The sequence below is a fragment of the Companilactobacillus insicii genome (genome assembly GCF_003946015.1).
GTDB lineage: Bacteria > Bacillota > Bacilli > Lactobacillales > Lactobacillaceae > Companilactobacillus > Companilactobacillus insicii.
On sequence record NZ_RHNU01000019.1, the window covers coordinates 1 to 14,962 of the forward strand.

Annotated in this window: 17 protein-coding genes; 14 read left to right on the top strand and 3 right to left on the bottom strand. The window is 35.0% G+C overall.

Going from position 1 to position 14,962, the window contains the following annotated elements:
* The first annotated feature begins 221 nt into the window (after positions 1-221).
* A complete protein-coding gene (locus EKM79_RS07215; protein ID WP_164506038.1) occupies positions 222-1,196 on the top strand; it encodes a DMT family transporter in 975 nt (324 codons plus the stop codon).
* A gap of 139 nt (positions 1,197-1,335) precedes the next feature.
* On the top strand, positions 1,336-2,961 hold the full coding sequence (locus tag EKM79_RS07220) for an APC family permease (RefSeq protein ID WP_125567361.1): 1,626 nt from the start codon (positions 1,336-1,338) through the stop codon (positions 2,959-2,961).
* A gap of 484 nt (positions 2,962-3,445) precedes the next feature.
* Here EKM79_RS07220 and EKM79_RS07225 read toward each other — a convergent pair whose 3' ends face one another.
* Positions 3,446-4,195 (bottom strand): sulfite exporter TauE/SafE family protein, encoded by a 750-nt coding sequence (locus tag EKM79_RS07225; protein ID WP_125567363.1) that lies wholly within the window; start codon positions 4,193-4,195, stop codon positions 3,446-3,448.
* Between the two features lie 82 nt (positions 4,196-4,277).
* Between EKM79_RS07225 and EKM79_RS07230 the strand changes: the two genes are divergently transcribed.
* The 9 genes from EKM79_RS07230 (at position 4,278) to EKM79_RS07270 (ending at position 9,768) form a co-directional block, all read left to right on the top strand.
* The gene (locus EKM79_RS07230; protein ID WP_125567364.1) at positions 4,278-4,832 is read left to right on the top strand and encodes a TetR/AcrR family transcriptional regulator; all 555 of its coding nucleotides are present in this window, start codon (positions 4,278-4,280) and stop codon (positions 4,830-4,832) included.
* 78 nt (positions 4,833-4,910) lie between these two features.
* A complete protein-coding gene (locus EKM79_RS07235; protein WP_125567366.1) occupies positions 4,911-5,207 on the top strand; it encodes a type II toxin-antitoxin system RelB/DinJ family antitoxin in 297 nt (98 codons plus the stop codon).
* A gap of 1 nt (position 5,208) precedes the next feature.
* Complete coding sequence (locus tag EKM79_RS07240) at positions 5,209-5,517, top strand: type II toxin-antitoxin system RelE/ParE family toxin (RefSeq protein WP_125567368.1); 309 nt, start codon at positions 5,209-5,211, stop codon at positions 5,515-5,517.
* A gap of 153 nt (positions 5,518-5,670) precedes the next feature.
* Entirely contained in the window at positions 5,671-6,504 is an 834-nt protein-coding gene (locus tag EKM79_RS07245; RefSeq protein ID WP_125567370.1) for an ABC transporter ATP-binding protein, read from the top strand.
* 1 nt (position 6,505) lies between these two features.
* Entirely contained in the window at positions 6,506-7,375 is an 870-nt protein-coding gene (locus EKM79_RS07250; RefSeq protein ID WP_125567372.1) for an ABC transporter permease, read from the top strand.
* A 26-nt stretch (positions 7,376-7,401) separates the two neighbouring features.
* Positions 7,402-7,854, top strand: a complete 453-nt coding sequence (locus tag EKM79_RS07255; RefSeq protein ID WP_125567374.1) for a LytTR family DNA-binding domain-containing protein — start codon at positions 7,402-7,404, stop codon at positions 7,852-7,854.
* A gap of 10 nt (positions 7,855-7,864) precedes the next feature.
* On the top strand, positions 7,865-8,269 hold the full coding sequence (locus tag EKM79_RS07260; protein ID WP_125567376.1) for a DUF3021 domain-containing protein: 405 nt from the start codon (positions 7,865-7,867) through the stop codon (positions 8,267-8,269).
* Positions 8,270-8,374: 105 nt separating this feature from the next.
* Positions 8,375-8,920 carry a DUF1836 domain-containing protein gene (locus EKM79_RS07265; RefSeq protein WP_125567377.1) on the top strand — a complete coding sequence of 182 codons (546 nt, stop codon included), beginning with the start codon at positions 8,375-8,377 and terminating at the stop codon, positions 8,918-8,920.
* A complete protein-coding gene (locus EKM79_RS07270; RefSeq protein ID WP_125567379.1) occupies positions 8,917-9,768 on the top strand; it encodes a DegV family protein in 852 nt (283 codons plus the stop codon). The genes EKM79_RS07265 and EKM79_RS07270 overlap by 4 nt, the downstream gene beginning before the upstream one ends.
* Positions 9,769-9,809: 41 nt before the next feature.
* Here the strand turns inward: EKM79_RS07270 and EKM79_RS07275 are convergent, their stop codons facing one another.
* A complete protein-coding gene (locus EKM79_RS07275) occupies positions 9,810-10,688 on the bottom strand; it encodes a LysR family transcriptional regulator (RefSeq protein ID WP_125567381.1) in 879 nt (292 codons plus the stop codon).
* Positions 10,689-10,825: 137 nt separating this feature from the next.
* Between EKM79_RS07275 and EKM79_RS07280 the strand changes: the two genes are divergently transcribed.
* Genes EKM79_RS07280 through menC form a run of 3 tightly spaced genes read left to right on the top strand, consistent with a single transcriptional unit; the run spans position 10,826 to position 14,543 of the window.
* Positions 10,826-12,166 (top strand): M20/M25/M40 family metallo-hydrolase, encoded by a 1,341-nt coding sequence (locus EKM79_RS07280; RefSeq protein ID WP_125567383.1) that lies wholly within the window; start codon positions 10,826-10,828, stop codon positions 12,164-12,166.
* Positions 12,167-12,184: 18 nt separating this feature from the next.
* Complete coding sequence (locus tag EKM79_RS07285) at positions 12,185-13,417, top strand: MFS transporter (RefSeq protein ID WP_125567385.1); 1,233 nt, start codon at positions 12,185-12,187, stop codon at positions 13,415-13,417.
* Between the two features lie 22 nt (positions 13,418-13,439).
* Positions 13,440-14,543 carry an o-succinylbenzoate synthase gene (menC, locus tag EKM79_RS07290; protein ID WP_125567386.1) on the top strand — a complete coding sequence of 368 codons (1,104 nt, stop codon included), beginning with the start codon at positions 13,440-13,442 and terminating at the stop codon, positions 14,541-14,543.
* Positions 14,544-14,594: 51 nt separating this feature from the next.
* On the opposite strand, the gene EKM79_RS07295 is transcribed toward menC, so the two are convergent.
* Entirely contained in the window at positions 14,595-14,888 is a 294-nt protein-coding gene (locus tag EKM79_RS07295; RefSeq protein ID WP_125567388.1) for a type II toxin-antitoxin system RelB/DinJ family antitoxin, read from the bottom strand.
* Positions 14,889-14,962: the final 74 nt, after the last annotated feature.

The window sequence follows — 14,962 nt, forward strand, 5'->3', positions numbered from 1 at the left end:
GAACAGTGATGTTCTTTTTGTGTTAAAAGGGAATAAAAAAACTGGTATTGATTATTCATCAATACCAGAAAGTATAGAACCATAAAAAAATGGTTCGTGCGTTTTTGTTTATTATCATTATTTTTTTAATAAGGATTTCATAAATCAACCTCGAAAACAGTATGCCAATAGTAGTACACTAGTAATGTTACTTCGCTATTTAGGGGGATGAAACGAGAGTTTTGAAGTTAAAAGGTTTTCTATACATAATAATACCGATGTTTTTATTCAGTTCGATGGAAATTGCTTTAAAAATTGCCGGTGGTCAATTCAATCCAGTTGAGTTGAATTTTATTAGATTCTTGATTGGTGGATTGGCGTTATTGCCATTTGCGATTCTTCACCTTAAGAAGAATGGCGTTAAAATGTCGTTATATGATTTGGGGCGTTGCGCATTAACGGGCTTTGTCATTGTTGTTGTCAGCATGACGCTCTATCAATTATCAATTCAAATTACACAAGCTTCAGTTATTGCTATTATTTTAAGTGCAAATCCAATTTTCGGTCTAATCATCGGATTTTTCTTCTTGCATGAAAAACTATCTCGTACTAATGTTTTTGCATTAGTATTAACACTCTTTGGATTGTTGATAATCATCGATCCGTTTAATTTAAAGAATCCTATGGGAATTGCATTAGGATTATTAGCATCAATTATTTTTGGTGTATACGGAGTGATGTCACGTATTAATGGACACAAGATTGGAATAAATGGTCTTTCTATGACCTGCTTTTCTTTCTTATTTGGTTCGTTGGAATTAGGTGCCTTGATGTTATTAAGTCATACTTCGTTGGCCCAATTTTTACCTGCACAGTATAGTGAATTTGTTAATATACCATTTTTCAAAGGATTGACATTGCAGACGTTGCCTTTGATATTGTATATTTCTGTTTTAGTCACAGGTGTGGCTTTTGGATTGTATTTTGTTTCAATGGAAGAGGTCGGAATTGTTCAAGCCTCGTTAATTTTCTTGATTAAGCCAGCTTTGGCACCAGTATTATCATTATTCATTCTTGGGGAGGCCATTAGCGGCAGAACTATTCTTGGAATTGTTGTGATTTTACTTGGCTCAGTAATAACTCTTGTTGGAGAGGATATTGCTTATCGAGTCATTGCACTGGTTCGACATCAAGGTAGACAGCATCATATTAATTAGTTAAGAGATTAAATATCAACATTTAGTTGATATTTTTTTTATTAAAAAACGTTTTCACGTCTCAAATGGTGCAAAAAGTTGTAAAATTATTAGTTGCAATTGTTTACTAAATTTAGATAAATATTTATGGGGGATTATTATGGAAACTTTAGAGCCGAAAAAAAGCTTCATTAGCTGGCCCGTTCTTGCGCTAATGAGTTTTGTTACGGTAATTGGTTTTGATGATTTGACTTATAATTTTCAAAACCAAGGGATGGGAGTTATTACATCCTGGGTTATTATGCTATTTTTATATGTCATTCCATATTCACTTATGGTTGGACAATTAGGATCAGTCTTCAATCACGAAGGTGGTGGACTGACATCATGGGTTCGTGGAACTAGTGGTGAATTTCTAGGATATTTTACAGCTTGGACATACTGGGCCGCTTCAATTCCTTACGTTGTTGATACTGCCAATTCAATCGTTGTTGGACTAGGCTGGGCTTGGTATGGTAACGGTAAGTTACAAGATACTATGTCAAATGGTTGGTTCGCATTTTGGACCGTTATAACGTTTATCGTCTTTATTTTTGTTCAATCAAGATTCAAGCATTCGCTTGAGTTCTTGAGTACTATCGGTGGTGTAGCCATGTTTGGTATGACGGTATTATTCGTTATTATGACATTTGCTGGACTAGCTATGGGTGGCCACATTGCTACTCAACCAATGAATGTTCATACTATTGTTCCAAAGTTTGACTTACACTATTTAACTACTTTAGGTCTATTGATCTATGCTATGAATGGTGCCGAATTGATTGCACCATTTATTACTAAGATGCGTAAGCCAAAGAGTGAGTTCCCTAAAGCGATGATCATGTTGGCCGTTATGACGGCTTTCTTGACTATCTTTGGTTCATTCTCACTAGGTGTGTTCTTCAATGCTTATCATTTACCAAATGATTTGAAGATGAATGGTTCATACTATGCTTTCATGGCCTTAGGTGAACAATTCCATATGGGAAATACATTGATGTATATCTTTGCCTGGACAGAAGTGTTCTACTTAGCTGCTTTACTAGCCGTATTGTTAGATGCTATGACTAGAATGTTGATTTCTGATACAGGTGCCAAGTACATGCCTAAAGTTCTTCGTAAGAAGAATAAGTCTGGTCTACCAGTTAATGGTTACATATTAACTTGTGGTTTAAGTGCATTTATTATGTTGCTAGGTGTTTTCTTACCAAGTATGAATGATATTTTTAATTGGCTATTGAACCTTAACGGAATTATTTCACCAGGTGTTACTTGCTGGATTTTCTTTGCTTTTATTAAGATTCGTATGGACAGTGCCAAATATCCTTCCGAATATGTCTATATTAAGAACGATAAGATTGCCTTGGCTGTCGGTTGGTGGTGCTTGATCGTTACAGGTATTGCTACAATCTTTGGAATTGGACCTCAAGATGTTGCCTTTGGTTCAAGTACATGGTGGTACGAATTAATCATTAACTTTGTTGCTATTATCGTCTTGATTGGTTTAGGAACAATTATGCCTTACATAACTCGCCGTGAGGTACGTAGCCAAACTGGTTCAGCCTTTACACATCTACAATGGACAGGAATCCTTGCTACATTGTTAGTTGTTATTGTTGGTGATTTATACCTAGGTGGTTCAAAAATTGCTAATAACATTGCTATGGTCGCAGGATTGAGTATTGTCGGTATACTATTGATCGTACTTATTGGTTGGCACGAACGTGACTTAATTACTGAAGATTAATTAGTTGAGAGCTGGGAGAAATCTCAGCTCTTTTTTGATGTTTAAAAATTGATATATGAATCTAATCTTGTTATACTTTCGGTGTAATAAAAAAAGCAGACCACACTGGTCTGCATGATACATCGGCCGCTTAGGCGATAGCTAGAGTGCAAAAAATAATCGCGACTTAGCCAAAGTCTTATCAGCGGTTATTTTTTTTGTCTAAATTCAAGAATTTCAATGACTAACAATGCAAAAGCAATCGTTAGAGATAAAGCTTGAAAAACTGTCATGCTCCCCCTCACTGGAGGAACACTCATTAACACAAAATTTCATAGGCATCACTCCTCAATAAAAGATTTGCTAGCCACCGTCTGAACTTCCGATAAGTAATATTTTACGGAAGAGATTTTATAATTACCAATTTGAAAGGCTAATTATACATTATTATTTAACATACTTTTGATTACTAAATTTATGATATAGTTCACATTCGTAAGATTTATTAAATAACCATTCTTGCACCCATGAATACTAATAGAATTCCAATAAATGGTCTAAGATACTTATTGAATTTGATAGGATCGACTTTAGCTAATAATCTTGGTGCCAATAAGGCTCCCAAAATTGCACCGATCATTAAGCTGATACCAATAGACCAGTTAACATTACCACCAGATAGATGAAAGATTAAACCTATACAAGTAGTTCCGGCTAAAACATAAGATGAAGTTGACACAGCACGGACCATATCAAGATTTAGAAGTAATAATCCAGCTAAGATGGGACCACCGCCACTTAATCCTGCGACACCAACCATTAGTCCACTAATAACTCCAAACAAAGAAGCTTTTAAGGAGTCGTTGGTGGATTTTTTTGTGGAATTTGTTGAAGGAAATATGAGTTGGATTAATATTTGAAGACCTAAAACTACTAATATTATTGCAACGATCCAAGTATAGATTTTAAGAGGAATATATGGAGAAATTAAGGCACCGACAACGACAGCAGGGATTGCTGAAATCAGCATTCTATTACCGACCTTGAAACGGATATTACCGGTTCGATAATGTCCAAATGCGCCGACAACTAGAGATGGAAAAGCCGTTAATAATGAAGTGGCCGCTGCAACTGGAGCACTTAAATGAAAAAGACTAGTCAATACTCCTAGATAAAAAGCAGCGCCACCGCCCCCAGTTGAAAGAACAAAAACGCCAATTACGAATCCGATTAAAACTAAGGTTATATATGTCATTTTTACATCTCCTACTTACAGTTGGTAATTATAATTTACAAGATGTAAAATGTAAAGGAAACACAGGTGGGAGGACAATTAGATGGTTCAAAAACGTGATCTTTCTGAGGATAAGATTATTCAAACGGCAATTGAGATTATCTCTGAAGATAATTATGATTCAGCCACTTTCAAGCGAATTGCCGAAAAGTTGGATTGTAAAACACAAGCGTTGTATTTTTATTTTAAGAATCGCGATTCTCTAAATTTGGCTCTAACCCAGAAATGCTTCAATGACCTAGATGACGAAATCAAAACGAAATGTATTGGTTATTCAGGTAAAGAAGGCTTGATTCAGACTGCAAAAGTTATGCGTGCATATGGGCTCAAGAATTTATCTCTGTCATTGCTGGCGTTGAAAACATCGGAGACATCTGATGATAAAAGTATTGGTGAAGCAGTTTTGAGACTGAAATATATTATGTACAAATTCATTGAGGAATTTGTCAAAGATGATGAGACTAAACTTACTATTACTCGTGGTATTAGGGCGCTGGTTATTGGTGAGGTTGTCAATGAAGGAATCGGCTGGTTCCACAATCCATTAATCAAGAATACTGATAGTTTTGAAATTAACTTGGGAAAGATTTTGAAATAAACTACTGAAACATGTGATTTCATCTGTATGTTATTAATATGGTACAATGAGCTCATAAAATAGGAAAGCGGTGATACTATGAGTTCAACTTCTACAACAATCAGAATGGACGATGATCTCCGAAAAGAATTAGATATAAGATTGAAAGCGGCTGGGATAAGTCTAAATACTTATGTAACCATGGCTGCAAAGCAGTTTGTTATTCAAAATAAAATTCCTTTTGAAGTAATTGTTCCTGAAAAGCTGATACCGAATGAAATAACTCATCGTGCAATGGTAGAGGCCGAGGCTAAGGCATTAGGATTAATACCAGATGATACACCGTCATTTACCGATGTTGATAAGATGATGAAATATTTAAATAGAGAGGAATGACATGTATCAATTAAAGTTTGAACCGCAATTTACTAACGACTACAAAGTGCTAAAGAAGAAGCACCCTGAGCTTATGAAAGATTTACGGCAAGCTTTAAATGAATTACGTGATATGGGTATGGTGACAATATCATACAATCCCTACGTTTTAGATAACCGTGGTGGAAATTATAATGGCTATTTTGAATTTCATCTGTCTGATGGATTTATTGACGTTTTAGTTCTTTATTTACCACATAAATCAAACCCAATAATAAGACTTGTTAAAATTGGTACTCATCTGGAATTATTTCAGAGTGAGGTAAAATAAATTTGAAAAGCTTCCCGACAATTTGTTGGGGAGCTTTTTTAATACCATAAATTAACCACTAAGAATCGAATTTTTACCACTTATTGAAGAATTGATTACAAATAAATTTTCGCATATATGATAGTGGTCATAAAGCAAAAGGAGATGGCCATTATGAAGTTATTACAAGCAACATCACTAACAAAAAAATTCTCAGATAAAATTGCAGTAAACAATATTAATTTAACTATTAACAAAGGAGACTTCGTTGCATTATTAGGTCCTAATGGAGCAGGTAAATCTACCACAATAAACATGTTGACGGGTATTATTCAACCTACTAGTGGAAAAATCGAGTACGTAGGTCATGCGACTACAGGTCATGCATATCGTAATAAAATTGGCGTGGTTTTTCAAAGCAGTGTTTTGGATAACAACTTGTCAGTTAAGGATAATATTATGACACGAGCAAAAATGTACTCAAAATCCACTCAAATACAAATTTTAATTAAAAAACTTGGTTTGGAAAGTATATGGAAACAAAAATATTCAAGTCTGTCTGGTGGACAAAAACGACGTGTTGATATTGCCAGAGCTTTGGTCCAGAGTCCGGAATTATTATTTTTAGATGAACCTTCAACGGGATTGGATATCCAAACTAGAACAGCAATCTGGGATGTTCTTAATCAGTTAAGACAAGCTACAGGTTTGACAATTATTCTTACTACACATTACTTAGAAGAAGCACAAACTGCCGATTACGTGTACATTGTTGATCAAGGAACAATCATTGCTGAAGATACAGTGATAGAACTTCAAAAAAAGTATACTCAAAATTTGTTGACCTTAAATTATCAAAACGGTGAAGTTAAAAAGATAACCGTAAACGATAAGAATCAAGCCATAAAGATACTAACTGAGAATTCAAAAATCATAAGTGACTTTGAATATCGTCCCGGTACGATCGATGATGTATTCATGAACCTAACTGGAAAGGAGATTCGCTAATATGAATGGATTAATTTATCGTAATTTAAAAATGTACTTCAATGATAAAAGTGGTATTTTCTTTTCATTGATGGGCGCTATGATATCATTTGTTTTATATTTGGCATTTCTAAGTCAGAACATGATAAGTAGTTGGTCAAAAGTTCCAGATACTAAGTTGCTCTTAGATCCATGGCTAATAGGAGGAACATTAACTATTACTGCGATTACTACAACGTTAAGTAGCTTGAGTTTAATGGTCAAGGATAGAGAAAGCAAAGTTTTAGCAGATCTTAATTTGACCGATATTAGTTATTTGGGGATTCAATTCTCATATTTAATTACGTCGGTAATCATTGGTGTGATTATGCAATTAATTATGTACTTTGTTATGAGTATTTATTTTATGATTGTTGATAACAGTACTTTCAACTTAAGTATTCTTCCACAAATAGTAGGTATTTCAGTTTTAAGTAGTTTTACATGGACACTTTTTAATTTGTTGCTGTTGTCTTTTGTTAAAAAAGTTGATACTTTAGGTAAAATATCTACAATCATCGGTACTGCTTCTGGCTTCTTTGCAGGTGTTTATATGCCTATTGGGACGTTACCAACTACTATGCAAAGATTGATGAAATTTACTCCGGCTCCGTACAATGCTGCAATGTACCGAAGTGCTTTGATGAATTCACAATTGAATAAATCATTTAAGGATTCTCCAGCTTTAACATTATCGGAATTCAAAAAAATAATGGGAATAAATATTAATCTGCATGGTACACTTACGTTCCAGCAAGATATTATGATACTTATTGTATTTATGGCAATTATTGGTATGTGCATATTTTTGATTTCAGGTATTAGCAGGAGATTGGTTACTAGTAAAGTTTAGTCGTAATTTGTTTAGGAGAATGTGGGATGAAAATAAATTTTAATCAAGATGATAAAGTTCCCCAAAATGAGATTTACATCATAGTTAAAGCATCTAATTTTTCTAATGAAGTTCAAGAACTTATGAAGAAGTTAGATGAATTGAACTCTAAGTTTTCGGTTGTTCCACTATCTATTGATGATCGTGTAATTATGGTTCAAGTTGATCAAATCATTGCTATTGAGGTATTTGAAAGTGAATTAACTATTTATACACATGAGAAAGTATATCGTCTGCGTGGTCAGTTGAAGAAAATGGCTGAGCGGGTTAATGACGGGAATTTTGTACAAATATCTAAAAATACAATAATCAACTTGAATCATTTGGATTCCTTGGAGGCAGCTTTTTCAGGCAATATGACTGCTTTTTTGAGTGATGATTTGAAGTTTAGTGTCAGCAGAAAATATCTCTCTGGATTAAAAAAGCAGCTGGGGATGTGAGGTAGATATTATGAATAAATTGATTAAAATTATAAGATATTTTTTGATTGGTGTTTTTTTAGGGTCATTCAGCTTTCTTACGATAGGACTCTTTAGAGGTGGAATAGAAGCTGATGTACAAGGAATTGTTTCATTGTTTTTCTTTAGTGGATTAATTGGGATTGTTTCGATGATATTTGGTACAGAGTGGTTTAACTTTCCAATCAGATTATTGATCCACATGATTCTTACTTTGTGCATAGTTGGAATAATGATGTTATCAGCGGGTTGGCAATCCTTTATGATTAATCGTACAGTATCGTTTGTTATTACGGTTATGATAATATACGGATTGGTTTGGTTGGTTATGTATTTATCAGATATAGTTGGTACAAAAAAAATCAACGATGCGATACGCAAAAGAAAGTCGAAATAATTCGGCTTTTTTTTATTATTATTTTTATCTAGTTTTAAAAACTAGATTGAATAGTATTGCGTATTATGATAAATTGTATTGGTAATCATAGAGAGGTGCTTTTTAATGGATGAATTGCAAGAATGGTTAGATAATTTAGAAGAATTCAAGTTACCACGCTGGTCTGATCTGCCAGAATTGGATTTGTATCGAGATCAATTGTTGACATTGATAGATAAGTATTTGGGTCCCATCTGGTTAGATGATGGTCCCATCGTTACTACATCAATGGTTAACAATTATGTAAAAAACGGACTTCTACCACATCCGATTAAAAAGAGATATACCAGAGAACATTTGGCATATTTAATTGCCATTACATTTTTGAAGCAAGTTGTCTCTATTAGTGAAATCAAAGAGGGTATTATCTTAATGACCAAACTGAATGGTGGAATAGATAATGCCTTTGACTTCTTCTGTGCTAAGCAAGAAACGGCTTTGAAATTAATCAATCATCGAGTTGAGGATCAAAAATTGTCGGAAGGCAATGATTCACAAGCTTACTTGATGGTTGAGATGGTAACAATGTCTTTCGCATCCAAATGGGTGACAAAGAAGATTTTGTTGCTAAGTAATGACGACGGCTCGAAAGAAAAGAGTAAAGAGAAATGACAGAACGTATTGCTATATTGGTTGATTCCTGCTGTGATATCCCTGAGGAGTACCTTGAGAAGTCGGGAATCTATGAATTACCAATGCAAATTATTTATAAAGATAAAACATATTTAGATAGGAAAGATATTACGGCAGCTGAGGTTTATGATGGTTTAGAGCAAGAAATACCTAAGACATCCCTGCCTTCAGGTGAGTGCATCAATCAGACGCTGGATGAGATAGCAACTGATGGATATGACCATATTATTTCCATTTCAGTTTCATCCGGACTAAGTGGAACTTACAACTTTTTAAAAGTTTTGCTTGAAGATGATGATAGATTTACTTATACCACATTTGATACTAAGCAAGTTGCGGTTGCGGCTGGGCTGATAGCCGTTGGTGCAAAGGATATGGTCGATGCCGGTAAGAGCTATTCAGAAGTAGTTGCTAGTGTTGATAGGATGGTTAAGAATACTGTCGTTTACTTCTGTATTCCGACGTTGGAATACCTACGTGCAGGTGGACGTATCGGATTAGTAACCTCAGTAGTTGGAAATATGTTAAAGCTCGCCCCAATTATTACATGTAATAGTGAAGGTATTTATACGACCGCTGCTAAAGCACGTGGAATGAAAAAGGGCCAGAAGTTAATGCTTGATCTAGCAAAAGACTTCATTGGCGACGACAAAGATTACTTATTAGCCGTTGGTCATGGCGCTGATGAAGCTATGGGTCAACGTATGGTTGAATTGTTAGATGAAAATGGTATTCATGGTACTAAACAATTCTTCGGACAAGTAGGACCAGCACTAGGGGTTCACACTGGACCTGGTTTAGTCGGTGTTGGAGTTGTTAAATTATAGAATTCAAAAATGGAACGTCAATTAATTTTGCCGTTCCATTTTTACGTTTCAGATATATTTCTAAAATACTCATAAATTATCTGTTCAACCAACTTATGATAACTGTCATTAACTACTTTAGGATAGTAACTTAAGTAAATTTTTCGATATAACCTTTTAGGACTTAAATGCAGTAAGCCAATATTTTGATTGTCATAATTTAGCCATGAATACTGTGGTACTAAACCGGATCCAGCATTTTCGACGATCAATCCGTGCATAGTAGCTCTATCTCCAGTAATAAAAGGTGATCTAATATTGATGTTATTTTCCCTTAAAAAAGTATCGATGAGACTTTGAAGGGGTGTTTTATCGGTCATAACAAATTTTAATTTTTGTAGCTGTTCTATCCTAACTGAATCGGATTTTGCTAAGTCAGAATTTTTGTTAACAGCCAAAAGGATCTCTTCAGTAATCAGCAATCTATTTATATTACCCGTTATTGGATGTGTACTGAACTCAAAATCATAATGTTCCAAGTTGCTGTTCTCGACACCATGTTGAATTAATTCAATATTACTCTTTGGCAAAGATTGTTTGATGCGATGAATAATTTCGGGAATCAGTGGTGAAGAACTCTCAAAGCGCAATGTAATGTTGTGCTTTTTTTGTTCGGCCAAACCTTGAACTAAATTAACGGCATTATCTATTTGCTTGAGGGCTCCTTTGATGTTTTTCTGGAATGATTTTCCCATTGAATTCAACTCTAGTGCGCGCCCATTGCGATTGAACAAGGGAATACCTAGTTCATCTTCCAACTCTTTGATGCTGCGACTAAGTGATGGTTGTGAAATTCGTAAAATGCGTGCTGCTTGGGAGATATTTTGAGTATTGGCTACCTCTAAGAAATATTTTAATTGTAGAAGTCTTATTTTAATCATCTTCTTTATAACGTTTTTGATATAGACTATTGCAAATATTGTATTTAACAACCATACAACAATGCATTAGAATCTACAATATTAGAGAATAATTAAAATATTTTTAGTTAATTAAAACGCTGGGAGGGGATATAAATTTGAAATCAAGAGACAAATTCATTGATGAACACAAAAATAAGTTTGAACTGCTATTTAAAAATTTGATTAATCTGAAGGGAATTAGTGAAACAGGTGAAGGAATTGCTGAGACGGTCGCATTTTTAAAGGATACTCTACAGCGGTTGTTAGGAGCAAAAGTTCAAATTATTGAAACTAAAGGATCACCGACGATCCTAGCAGAAATGTCTGGTCAGAGTTCTCAAACAATTTTGTTCTATGGACACTATGATGTTATGACGCCTGGTGATATTAGGACTTGGAAGTCGGATCCTTTCCAATTGACCAAGAGAGATCATAGATTCTTTGGTCGAGGTGCAGGAGATAACAAAGGACAGTTGTTAGCACAAATCTTAGGGATGTATACATATTTACAAGTTAACGGAAGTTTCCCTTTTAATATCAAACTATTGATTGAAGGGGAAGAAGAACAAGGAAGCAAGAATTTGCCAATCACAGTAAAGAAATTAGCAGATAAAGAATTACAAGATGTTGATACAGCCATTGTTATCGATGGATCGTTTAATCAAGCTGGACATGTTTTGAGATTAGGTAATCGCGGGGCATTGGGATTTGAGATCTCTGTAACAACAGGTAATCAGGATAATCATTCTGGGAACCTTGGCAATATTATGGATAATCCAGTATTAATTTTGATCGAATTATTGAATAAAATGTACGATTCAGAAAAACAACGAGTGTTAATTCCTCATTTTTATGATGATATTCAAGAGCCTAATTCAATTGAGAAAAAATGGATGCAAGATTTACCTTATGACAAAGCAGCTATTTCTAAACAAACGGGTATTAAGAATTTGCCAGTTGAGAAATTGGATTATTACCAAAAGCTAATGTTTGAGCCAACGTTTAATATTTCAGGAATAAATTCTGGATACAGTGGTGAGGGGATGAAGACGATTATTCCTAATCATGCTGTCTGCAAAGTTGATTGTCGTTTAGTCGGACACCAAAACTTGAAAGTTATTAAGTCAGAAATAGATAAAATAATTGCTGAATTTCCAAATGACGTAGTTAAGATTAGGTATTTAGTTCAAGTTCCAGCAAGCAAAACGAATTCTGATAACAAAGAGATAGGACCTATTGTTAAATCTATTAAAGAAGCAACTGGTTCAAAACTAATCGAACCTGTCATGCCTGGAACAGTTCCTAATTTTGTTTGGTCAGATATTTTGAAGGTACCAGTCTTTACAATTCCATACGCTAACTTTGATCAACACAATCATGCTCCAAATGAAAATTTAACAGAAGATGCATTTTATGAAGGGATAAAAATATCATATGAATTAATTAATAATTTGTGATTAATGGAGGGAAAATTTATGGAAACATTGAATGATGATTTAACTCAAAGAAAACGACCGGTTGCCAGTTTTGTTCTAATCTATGTGGCCTATATTATTTGCTTCATTGATCGCTCAGCCTTGAATATTGCTTTATCTTATATCGGTAAAGATTTTAATTTGAGTACTTCTACTTTGGGAGTAGTTGCGAGTGCTTTTTTCTTTAGCTATGCATTGATGCAAATACCTGGTGGTTGGCTAACTGATAAGTTTGGAACTAAGATAACTATCATTGTTGCAATCTCTATGTGGTCCATCTTTACTGTTTTAACGGGATTTGCGTGGTCCTTAGCATCGTTACTAGTCATCCGAGTGTTGTTTGGTATTGGTGAGGGAACATTTCCATCAGCTAGTTTGAAACAAATATCTGAAGAAGTATCATACGATCATCGTTCACAGGCTACTTCTGCGATCATCTCATCGAATTATATCGGCTCTGCGATCGCTCCAATGATGATGGCACCCATCATTGCATTTCTTGGTTGGAGAACAGCGTTTCATTTTATGGGAATCATTGGTTTGATTTTCGTCGTTGTATATTTCTTTGTTTTGAGACCTATCAAATCGACTAAGAGCGTCACTACTAACCGTAAGAAGATTGTTTGGGGACAAGTGTTGAGTAATCGTATTATCTGGCAATTCTTTATCGTTGTCTTTGGTCTAAGTGTAGTCACTAAAGGCTTGGATACGTGGATGCCTACATACTTATTGCAGAGTCGACACATTAATTTGGCTGGTGTTGCTTGGATGGTACCACTTCCTTCACTAGCTGCTGGTGTAGGTGCAGTATTAAGTGGATTTATCATGGTCAAATTCTTCAAGAATCATGAGAAGTGGCTAATTGCTTTGGCCAGTTTATTGACAACTGTTTTTATGTTCGGGATGTATCGTTCATCTACATTGGCAGGAGTTATTTCCTTTGAAGTTTTGACTTATTTCTTTAAGTCAATTGCTTTTAGTGGAAGCTTTGCCTTCTTTGCTCAATTGATGACACAGAAGGCTTACGGTTCATCAGTCGGAATCGTTAACTTTGGTGGTCAATTGGCTGGATTCTTGGCACCAATTTTGATTGGTGTGTTGGTTCAAAGTTTCGGTGGTTCATATAGCGTTGCTTTTTTGTTCCTAGTCTTTGCGGCGGGTGTCGCCTTTTTAGCATCACTGACTTTTAGTGCAAAAGAGTTAATGAATCGAAAGCAAAACGTTGTTAAATAATATTAAATGTAGGAGTGTAAAAATGTTTATTAAAAAAGCCGTATTGAGGAAAGTCGATTTGCCGTTAAGAAATCCGTTTGAGACAAGTTTTGCCAAAATGAAATATAAAAAATGTATTATCTTGGAATTAGAAGATCAAGACGGTACAAAAGGATTCGGTGAATCATCTGCCTTTGACGTTCCGTTCTACAATGAAGAGTTCAGAGATGGCAGCTGGGAGTTACTAAAAAAGCAATTATTGCCCAAAATTATGAATCGAGAACTTGAGCATCCAGATGATATTTATCCGATTTTTGCGGCTATTAGAAAGAATAATATGTCCAAGTCAGCAATCAATTGTGCATTGTGGGATATTTATGCTAAGCAACACGATCAAAGTTTGGCTCAAGCTCTGGGTGGTACTAAATCAAAGGTGGAAACTGGCGTCAGTATTGGTGTACAGGATTCACCAGAACAACTAGTTGAAGCTGTCAGAGGATATATCAAGGACGGGTATCGTCGAATAAAGATGAAGATCAAGCCGGGTAAGGATTACGATTACTTACGTGCAGTGAGGGATGAATTCCCAGATGCAATGCTGATGGCTGATGCTAATTCAGCATATCGTCTGAGGGATGTCGATATGTTAAAACGATTAGATGATTTAGATTTAATCATGATTGAGCAAGCACTTGAACCCGGCGACTTAGTAGACCATGCCACGTTACAATCTCAAATTAAAACTAGCATTTGCTTAGATGAGAGTGTGACATCATTAGATGATGCCCGCAAAATGATTCAGCTAGGGAGTGGTTGTATTATCAATATCAAGGTTGCTCGTGTAGGAGGCTTAACAATTGCCAAACAGATTCAAAAACTAGCTTCCGATAATGGAATTGAATGCTGGTGTGGCGGTATGTTGGACTCAGGAGTTGCTAGGGCAGGTAATGTAGCAATTGCTACACTATCAGGCTATACATTACCCAATGATATTGCAGCATCACAACGTTATTATGACGAAGATATTATTGCGCCAACCGTTGAATTGGATGGAACATTCGTTGATGTTCCTGATAAAAATGGCTTGGGTTATGACATCAATTGGGATAATTTGAATAAATTCACAATTAGTAGTTTGCGTGTTTAGATTGTAAAAAAATGGAACGACAATTAATTTTGTCGTTCCATTTTTGCGGTTCTATTGATTTTCATTATCATCCTCAAAAAATTCAGCAATTTCTTTTTTATTATTTAGTTTTTTAACAGGAACTGATTTTAGTGTTTTGCTGAGTTCTAGGGATGCTTTTTCTTTTTCAGTCATTTGAAGGTTTACAGGATAAGAGTCAGTGGCAACAATTCGTTTGAATAACATTGTTATTGCAGTTGTGGCTGTCATACCTAAGCTATTTAAAACCTCTTCGGCTTCATTTTTTAGATCCGTATCGACAGAAACTTGGATTCTAGTTTTATTTTTATTAGCTTTAGTGTCCATGTTTTCCTCCTAAGCAAACAATATGAATGAATTACGAAAAGAAGGAACGACAATTAATTTTGTCGTTCCTTCTT

Coding starts and splice junctions, on each gene's coding strand:
- EKM79_RS07235 (WP_125567366.1), top strand. CDS start 4,911: ATGAGTTCAACTTCTACAACAATCAGAATGGACGATGATCTCCGAAAA.
- EKM79_RS07230 (WP_125567364.1), top strand. CDS start 4,278: ATGGTTCAAAAACGTGATCTTTCTGAGGATAAGATTATTCAAACGGCA.
- EKM79_RS07275 (WP_125567381.1), bottom strand. CDS start 10,688: ATGATTAAAATAAGACTTCTACAATTAAAATATTTCTTAGAGGTAGCC.
- EKM79_RS07255 (WP_125567374.1), top strand. CDS start 7,402: ATGAAAATAAATTTTAATCAAGATGATAAAGTTCCCCAAAATGAGATT.
- EKM79_RS07220 (WP_125567361.1), top strand. CDS start 1,336: ATGGAAACTTTAGAGCCGAAAAAAAGCTTCATTAGCTGGCCCGTTCTT.
- EKM79_RS07225 (WP_125567363.1), bottom strand. CDS start 4,195: ATGACATATATAACCTTAGTTTTAATCGGATTCGTAATTGGCGTTTTT.
- EKM79_RS07285 (WP_125567385.1), top strand. CDS start 12,185: ATGGAAACATTGAATGATGATTTAACTCAAAGAAAACGACCGGTTGCC.
- EKM79_RS07265 (WP_125567377.1), top strand. CDS start 8,375: ATGGATGAATTGCAAGAATGGTTAGATAATTTAGAAGAATTCAAGTTA.
- EKM79_RS07250 (WP_125567372.1), top strand. CDS start 6,506: ATGAATGGATTAATTTATCGTAATTTAAAAATGTACTTCAATGATAAA.
- EKM79_RS07260 (WP_125567376.1), top strand. CDS start 7,865: ATGAATAAATTGATTAAAATTATAAGATATTTTTTGATTGGTGTTTTT.
- EKM79_RS07295 (WP_125567388.1), bottom strand. CDS start 14,888: ATGGACACTAAAGCTAATAAAAATAAAACTAGAATCCAAGTTTCTGTC.
- menC (WP_125567386.1), top strand. CDS start 13,440: ATGTTTATTAAAAAAGCCGTATTGAGGAAAGTCGATTTGCCGTTAAGA.
- EKM79_RS07245 (WP_125567370.1), top strand. CDS start 5,671: ATGAAGTTATTACAAGCAACATCACTAACAAAAAAATTCTCAGATAAA.
- EKM79_RS07270 (WP_125567379.1), top strand. CDS start 8,917: ATGACAGAACGTATTGCTATATTGGTTGATTCCTGCTGTGATATCCCT.
- EKM79_RS07240 (WP_125567368.1), top strand. CDS start 5,209: ATGTATCAATTAAAGTTTGAACCGCAATTTACTAACGACTACAAAGTG.